Source organism: Xanthomonas sp. SHU 166, assembly GCF_000364685.1.
GTDB classification, from domain to species: domain Bacteria; phylum Pseudomonadota; class Gammaproteobacteria; order Xanthomonadales; family Xanthomonadaceae; genus Xanthomonas_A; species Xanthomonas_A sontii.
Genome location: NZ_AQOJ01000482.1, coordinates 1 through 6428 on the forward strand (window position 1 = coordinate 1; position 6428 = coordinate 6428).

Consider the following 6428-nt stretch of genomic DNA (forward strand, 5'->3'; position numbering starts at 1 on the left):
GACCACGGCGGCCGCCACGAACGGGCCACCGGTGGCGTCGCGAGTGACGTCCAGGGTCTGCGCCTGCCCGGTCACCGCCGGCACCGTCACCGACACCGCGATGGGGCGTGCGTTGACGGTGATGGTGACCACGGCCGGCGCCGAAGTGCCGCCGGCGCCGATGGCGGTGTAGTGCACGCTGTCCACGCCCACGTAGCCCGGCGCCGGCGTGTACACCAGGCGCACGCCATCGACGGTCGCGGTGCCGTGGCTGGGCGCCGTGGCGATCGCGATGCTGTCGATGCTGCCGGTGTCGTTGCCGGTGACCGCCAGGGTCAGCGCGGTATCCACGAGGGTGGCGCCGGTGTCGTTCGCCGCCACCGGTGCCGGCACCGCCGAGGCGATGGTCAGGGTGTAGGCCTGCGTGGCCGAGAAGCCGTTGGCGTCGCTCACCTTGATGCTGAAGGCGAAGCTGCCGGCCGCGCTCGGCGTGCCGGACAGCACGCCCGCCGTGGTCAGGGTCAGCCCGGTCGGCAGCGCACCGCTGACCACGCTGTAACTGTACGGTGCGGTGCCGCCGCTGGTGCTCAGGGTCTGGTTGTACGCGGTGCCCGCGGTGCCGGCAGGCAAGGTCGGCTGCCCCGGAGTCAGGGTCGGCGCCGCGATGCTCAGCGTGTAGCTGCGGCTGGCCTGGCCGGGGACGCCGGCGGTGCTGTCGGTGACGGTGGCGGTGAAGACGAAACTGCCCGCCTGGGTCGGGGTACCGGACAGCACGCCGGCCGCGCTCAGGCTCAGCCCGGCCGGCAACGCGCCGGTAGCGAGGCTGTAGCTGTAGGGCGCGGTACCGCCGGTGGCGCTGAGCGCCTGACTGTAGGCGCTGCCCGCGGTGCCGGCCGGCAGCGCCGGCGGCGACAGCGTCAGCGTCGGCGAGGCCACGGTCAGGGTGAACGCCTGCGCCGCAGTGAAGGCGTTGGCGTCGGTAACGCCCACGGTGAACGCGAAGTTGCCGGCCGTGGTCGGCGTACCGGACAGCACGCCGCCCGCGCTCAGGCTCATCCCGCTCGGCAAGGCGCCGGCATTGAGCACATAGCTGTACGGCGCGGTGCCGCCGCTGGTGCTCAGCGCCTGGCTGTAGCTGGCGTTGATCGCCGCCGCCGGCAACGTCGGCGGGGTGATGGCCAGGGTCGGCGAGGCGATGGACAGGGTGTAGGCGTGCGAGCCACCGAAACTGCCGGCATCGGTGACGCCGACGACGAAGGTGAAACTGCCGGCCACGGTCGGGGTGCCGGATAGGACACCGGCGCTGCTCAGGCTCAGGCCCGCAGGCAGGGCACCGGAGCTGAGCGCGTAGGTGTAGGGCGCCGTCCCGCCGCTGGTGCTCAACGTCTGGTTGTAGGCGGTGCCCGCGGTCCCGGACGGCAGCGTGGACGGGGCGACGGTCAAGGTCGGCGCCACGATCGCCAGCGTATAGCTGCGCGACGCCTGGCCCGGCGTTCCGGAGGTACTGTCGGTCGCGACCAGGGTGAAGCTGAAATTGCCGGTGACGGTCGGCGTACCGCTGAGCGCGCCGCTTGCGCTGTTGACGGTCACGCCCGCCGGCAAGGCACCGGCAGTGACCGCATAGGTGTACGGCGCGATGCCGCCGCTGGCCTGGTTGATCGATGCGCTGTAGGCCTGGCCGGCGGTGCCGTTGGGCAGGGTCGTCGCTGGCAGCGACACGGTTGGCGCAGCCACCGTCAACGTATAGGCACGGCTACCGCTGATGGGTGATGCGCCGCTGTCGGTCGCGGACACGGTGAAATTGAAGCTGCCGGTGCCGCTGGGCGTGCCGGACAGCACGCCGGCGGAACTCAGCAGCATCCCCACCGGCAACGTGCCGGTGGTGATCGCGAAGCCATACGGCGCGGTCCCGCCACTGGCGCTCAGGGTCTGGCTGTAGCTGGTGCCGGCGGTGGCCGCCGGCAGCGACGTCGGCGAGATCGTCACCACCACATCGTCGTTGAGGATGGTGCCGGTGGCGCTGGACGGCGAGCCGACGGTGTAACCGCTGCCCGCATTGAGGCTGATCACCACGGTCTCGTCCGGTTCCACCGTGGTGTCGGGGGTGGGATCGACGGTGATGGTGCCGCTGGTCTGCCCGGCCGCAATCACCAGCGGCGAGTTGACCGCTGCGTAGTCGGTACCGGACGTCGCGGTGCCGCCCACGCTGAAGCCGATCGAGAGCGCCGACGGCGACGCCTGGCTCAGGGTGACGGTGTAGACGAGGTTGGCGCTGCCATCTTCGGCGACGCTGGCCGGCGACACCGCGATGCTTGCCGAGGGATAGTCGTCGTTGACGATGGTGGCGGTGGCGCTGGAAGGGTTGCCGATCGAGTAGCCGGTACCGTTGGCCACCTGGAAGATCACCGTCTCGTCCGGCTCCACCGTGGTATCGGCGACCGGGGTGACGCTGAAGCTGGCGGACGTCGCGTTGGCCGGCACCACGACGCTGGTGACCGCACCGGTGTAGTCGGTCCCGCTGGTGGCCGTGCCGCTGCGGGTCAGGTTCACCGTGGTCGCCGAACTGTTGGTCGAGCTCAGCGTCACCGTGTAGACGAAGGGCGTGCCGCTGTCCTCGTTGGCGCTGGACGGGGAAACCGTGATGCTGGCGCTGCGCGAAGGGTTGATGGTGATGTTGAAGACGACCTGGTTGTTGTCCTCGTCCAGCAGGTAGAACGAGTCCGAGGTCGCGCCGTCCCCGTTGTTGGTATAGGTCACCGTCTGCGTGCCAGGACCGGACTGCTGGCTGAGCACGAAACTGCCGTGCGCAGGCTGCACAAGAGGATCGGTCATGCCACCGTTCGAGGTCCCGTCGCAGTCGCTGACGTCGAACGTCACCGATTGGCCCTGGTTCACGGTCGCGGTTTTAGGCGACGGGCAGTACAAAGCCAGGCAAACCTGCGACGTCGTCATCAACAGCAGCGCCATCAGCCAACGCAACATCCGTCGCACGCCGCTCGATGCGGAGCATTTTGTAGACATATTTCGATTCCCCCAAAACGCGCCACCCCATGGGCGCTGGCAGCCATCCTGGTGCCTCGGACTTCGCGGAACATCGGCCCAGCAAGCATCGGCCATGCGCGTCGCGCGGCCATTGGAACAGCAAATTCGACGCCGCGTAAAGCAACAAATGCGTCACGTCTGTCTGGTTCAGCGAAATCGTCGCTTGCAAGTCGCCGAAGTCGTGATTAAGTAGTCTGGCGCCAGACACGAGGTCTGGCGTCATCCACTCCGGGGGGAGATCCGCATGAGCGAGTTCTTCATCGGTCAGATCATGCTGACCGGTTTCGCGTTTGCGCCAAAATATTTTGCGCAGTGCAACGGGCAATTGCTGCCGATCAATCAGAACCAGGCCCTGTTCAGTCTGCTCAGCACCCGCTTCGGCGGCGACGGCAAAACCACCTTCGGCTTGCCGGACATGCGCGGACGCACGCCGGTGGGCTACGGGCCATCAGCCGACCCGGCGTGGCAGCCGCCTGCGGTGCCGATGGGCCAGGCCGCCGGCGCGGAGACGGTGACGCTGGTAGGCGACAACCTGCCCCCGCATACCCACCTGATGACTTGCAGCAGCGCCAACGGTGACAACCGCATACCGACCGGCCGCCTGTTCGCCAACAACTACATCCCTACTGGAACTCCGCACGCGCTGTACGCCGCGCCAGGCGCAACGGTGCCACTGTCGCAGTCCACCATCGCCAATAGCGGCGGCGGCCAGGCGCATCCGAACGTGCAGCCGTACACCACGATCAATTTCTGCATCGCGCTGTCCGGCATCTTCCCTTCGCGCAGCTAGGCGCATCCGCATCCGGGCACGCCGCGCACAGTCGTGCGCGTGGCGCCTCATCGACCAGGAAGCATCTCATGGGTACTCCCTTCATTGGCGAAATCCGCATGTTCGGCTTCGGCCGTACGCCTCAAGGCTGGCAGGCGTGCGACGGCTCGCTGCTGCAGATCTCCGAATACGAACCGTTGTACGTCCTGCTCGGCACTGCCTACGGCGGCAACGGTACCAGCACCTTCGCGGTGCCGGATCTGCGTGGTCGCCTGCCGATCCACCAGGGTCAGGGACCGGGCCTGAGCAACTACCCGCTCGCCCAGCGCGCAGGCACCGAGACGGTGACATTGACGGAGCTGCAGATGCCGGCGCACACGCATACCGCGCAGGCCACCACCGCCGCGGCCACCACCACCGCGCCCGCCGGGCTGTTGCCGGCCGCGGTCAACGGGAGCCAGTTCTATGCAAGCGACGTCACCGGCGCCACGATGCTGGCGCTGTCGCCGCAAAGCACGTCCTTCGCTGGCGGCAACCAACCGCACGACAACGTCATGCCGACGCTGACCGTGCAGTACTGCATCGCCACCACCGGCATCTTCCCGCAACAGGCCTGACCTCTGCGCCGCGCCGACACGGCCGCGGCACGCATCCGCTCATCGGAGGAATCCGCTCATGACCGAACCCTATATCGGCGAAATCCAGCTGTTCGGCTTCGACTACAACCCGTACGGCTGGGCGTTGTGCAACGGCGCCACCCTGCCGATCACGCAGAACACCGTGCTGTATTCCCTGCTCGGCGTGGCCTACGGTGGCAATGGCACCACCACGTTCCAACTGCCGAATTTCGTGACGCGCGCCGGCTGCCAGCAGGGCGCGGGGCCTGGACTGACGCCGCACACGCTGGGCAGCAATTTCGGCTCGGCGTCGGTGAGCCTGCAGAGCACGCAGATCCCCATGCACCAGCACGGGGTCACTGCTGCCTCGCAGCCGGATGGCACGAAGAAAACCGCTTCGCCTGCGAGCGGTGTCGCCCTGTCGACGCTGAACGTGAATACCGAGCGTCCGTTCCTGGCGGTCGCGCCGAACACGCAGTTCTCCCCGACCATGTTGATGCCCACCGGCATCGGTCAGGCGCACGAGAACCGGCAGCCGTATCTGGCGCTGAACTTCTGCATCGCCTTGCAGGGCAACTATCCGGTCTTCAACTGAGGCAGGCGTGATGTCGATCGCCGCCTCGCCCGGCTTTCCGCAACGGGACGCCGGGTGGGCGGCGCCCGCTGCGCTGCAGGCACGCGGCATCGGCGTGCGGCCGGCGCGTTCGGCAGACCTGGACTGGCTGCGCGACCTATACGCCAGTACGCGCCGCGACGAACTGGCCACGGTGCCGTGGCCGGAACAAACCAAGCGCGCCTTTCTCGACCAGCAGTTCGCCTTGCAGCATGCGCACTATCTGCAGCACTTTCCCGGCGCGGACTTCCTGATCGTGGAAGACGCGCACGCGCGGCTGGGCCGGCTGTATCTGGACCGCAGCACGGATCCGCACGTCCTGGTCGATATCAGCCTGCTGCCGGACTGCCGCGGCCACGGCATCGGCGGCGCGCTGATCGCGCAGGCACAGGCGCTCGCGCATGCGGATGGGCGCGCACTGACGCTGCACGTGCTGCATGCCAATCCCGCAGCGCAGCGGCTCTACGCGCGGCTGGGCTTCGTTGCCGGCGAGGCCGGCCAGACCCATCTGGTCATGCGCTGGGATGGCGCCGGCACGAAGCCGGACGCGCGCGTCAGTTGAACACCGCCTGATACAGGAAGCCGTCGCGTTCGCGCGCGACCGGCACCAGGAAGATGCCGATCTCGCCCAGGCGCGGATGGCGCATCTGGTAGGTCTGCTGCGGAAACAGAAACGCCGAGCCGTTGCGGAACAGCAGCGAGAACGGGGCGCGCCGCGCCGCGGGCGGCGTCGGCAGCGGCCGCGCTTCGACCAGCACGAATGCGACCTCGCCTTCGTTCAACTGCGCCGAGAACGTCTCGTTCACGCTTCCGGCGAAGTGTTCCAAGCTCAACAGCTCCATCCTTGACTCCAGGTGTGGTTCGGCACGGGCGCCCTGCCGGCATCGTCGCGTGCCGTCGCGACGCGCACAAGCGCTGTGCGGGCATTTGTCCACACCGCCTTTTGTCCACACCTCAAGTGCAGCGGCGAGGCGCTGGCGCGGTGGCGGCCATCCCGAGCCGATGCGGCGTCGCCGGCGACCAATGCGCGGCCGTATGACACGCTGTTGCATGAACGGGGCGAAGCGGGCGCACACACCGGCCCGCGCAGTGCCACAATACTGCACGGGCCAGTTCGGTTAAGTTCAGCCGAACGGATCGATCCTATGTTGTATTTTCGTTAAAGGTCGCGATGGCGTCTTCCGAATCCAATCTGGTGCAGTTGTCGGGCGTGCGCATCGACCGCGGCGGCCGGGCGATCCTGCGCGACGTCTCGCTGAGCGTGCCGCGCGGCAGCATCACCGCGGTGCTCGGCCCCTCCGGCAGCGGCAAGTCCACGCTGCTGGCGGCGCTGACCGGCGAACTGGAGCCGGCCGCGGGGACGCTGCAGGTGTTCGGCAAGCCGCTGCCGCGCGGCAGCCGCGCGCTG

Annotated in this window: 8 protein-coding genes; 6 read left to right on the forward strand and 2 right to left on the reverse strand. The window is 68.3% G+C overall.

The window, feature by feature from the left end; all coding sequences use genetic code 11:
* On the reverse strand, positions 1–2904 hold a 2904-nt coding region (locus D180_RS12535; RefSeq protein WP_232760477.1), incomplete at its 3' end, for a putative Ig domain-containing protein.
* On the opposite strand from D180_RS12535, the gene D180_RS24560 reads away from it, so the two are divergent.
* From D180_RS24560 to D180_RS12555, 5 genes are all read left to right on the forward strand, one after another.
* Positions 2810–3214, forward strand: coding sequence for a hypothetical protein (locus D180_RS24560; RefSeq protein ID WP_232760479.1), 405 nt, complete (start codon positions 2810–2812; stop codon positions 3212–3214). The two genes, D180_RS12535 and D180_RS24560, sit on opposite strands and share 95 nt — an antisense overlap.
* A gap of 51 nt (positions 3215–3265) precedes the next feature.
* Positions 3266–3811 (forward strand): tail fiber protein, encoded by a 546-nt coding sequence (locus tag D180_RS12540; RefSeq protein WP_017909951.1) that lies wholly within the window; start codon positions 3266–3268, stop codon positions 3809–3811.
* 68 nt (positions 3812–3879) lie between these two features.
* On the forward strand, positions 3880–4407 hold the full coding sequence (locus tag D180_RS12545; RefSeq protein WP_011260754.1) for a tail fiber protein: 528 nt from the start codon (positions 3880–3882) through the stop codon (positions 4405–4407).
* A 58-nt stretch (positions 4408–4465) separates the two neighbouring features.
* Positions 4466–5002, forward strand: coding sequence for a tail fiber protein (locus D180_RS12550; RefSeq protein WP_017913065.1), 537 nt, complete (start codon positions 4466–4468; stop codon positions 5000–5002).
* Positions 5003–5012: 10 nt separating this feature from the next.
* Entirely contained in the window at positions 5013–5582 is a 570-nt protein-coding gene (locus tag D180_RS12555) for a GNAT family N-acetyltransferase (protein WP_017913066.1), read from the forward strand.
* On the opposite strand, the gene D180_RS12560 is transcribed toward D180_RS12555, so the two are convergent.
* Positions 5575–5862, reverse strand: a complete 288-nt coding sequence (locus tag D180_RS12560) for a hypothetical protein (RefSeq protein WP_017909947.1) — start codon at positions 5860–5862, stop codon at positions 5575–5577. The genes D180_RS12555 and D180_RS12560 overlap by 8 nt on opposite strands.
* Before the next feature lie 329 nt (positions 5863–6191).
* Between D180_RS12560 and D180_RS12565 the strand changes: the two genes are divergently transcribed.
* Positions 6192–6428 (forward strand): ATP-binding cassette domain-containing protein (locus tag D180_RS12565; protein WP_043090923.1); only part of this gene is annotated, 237 nt, incomplete at its 3' end.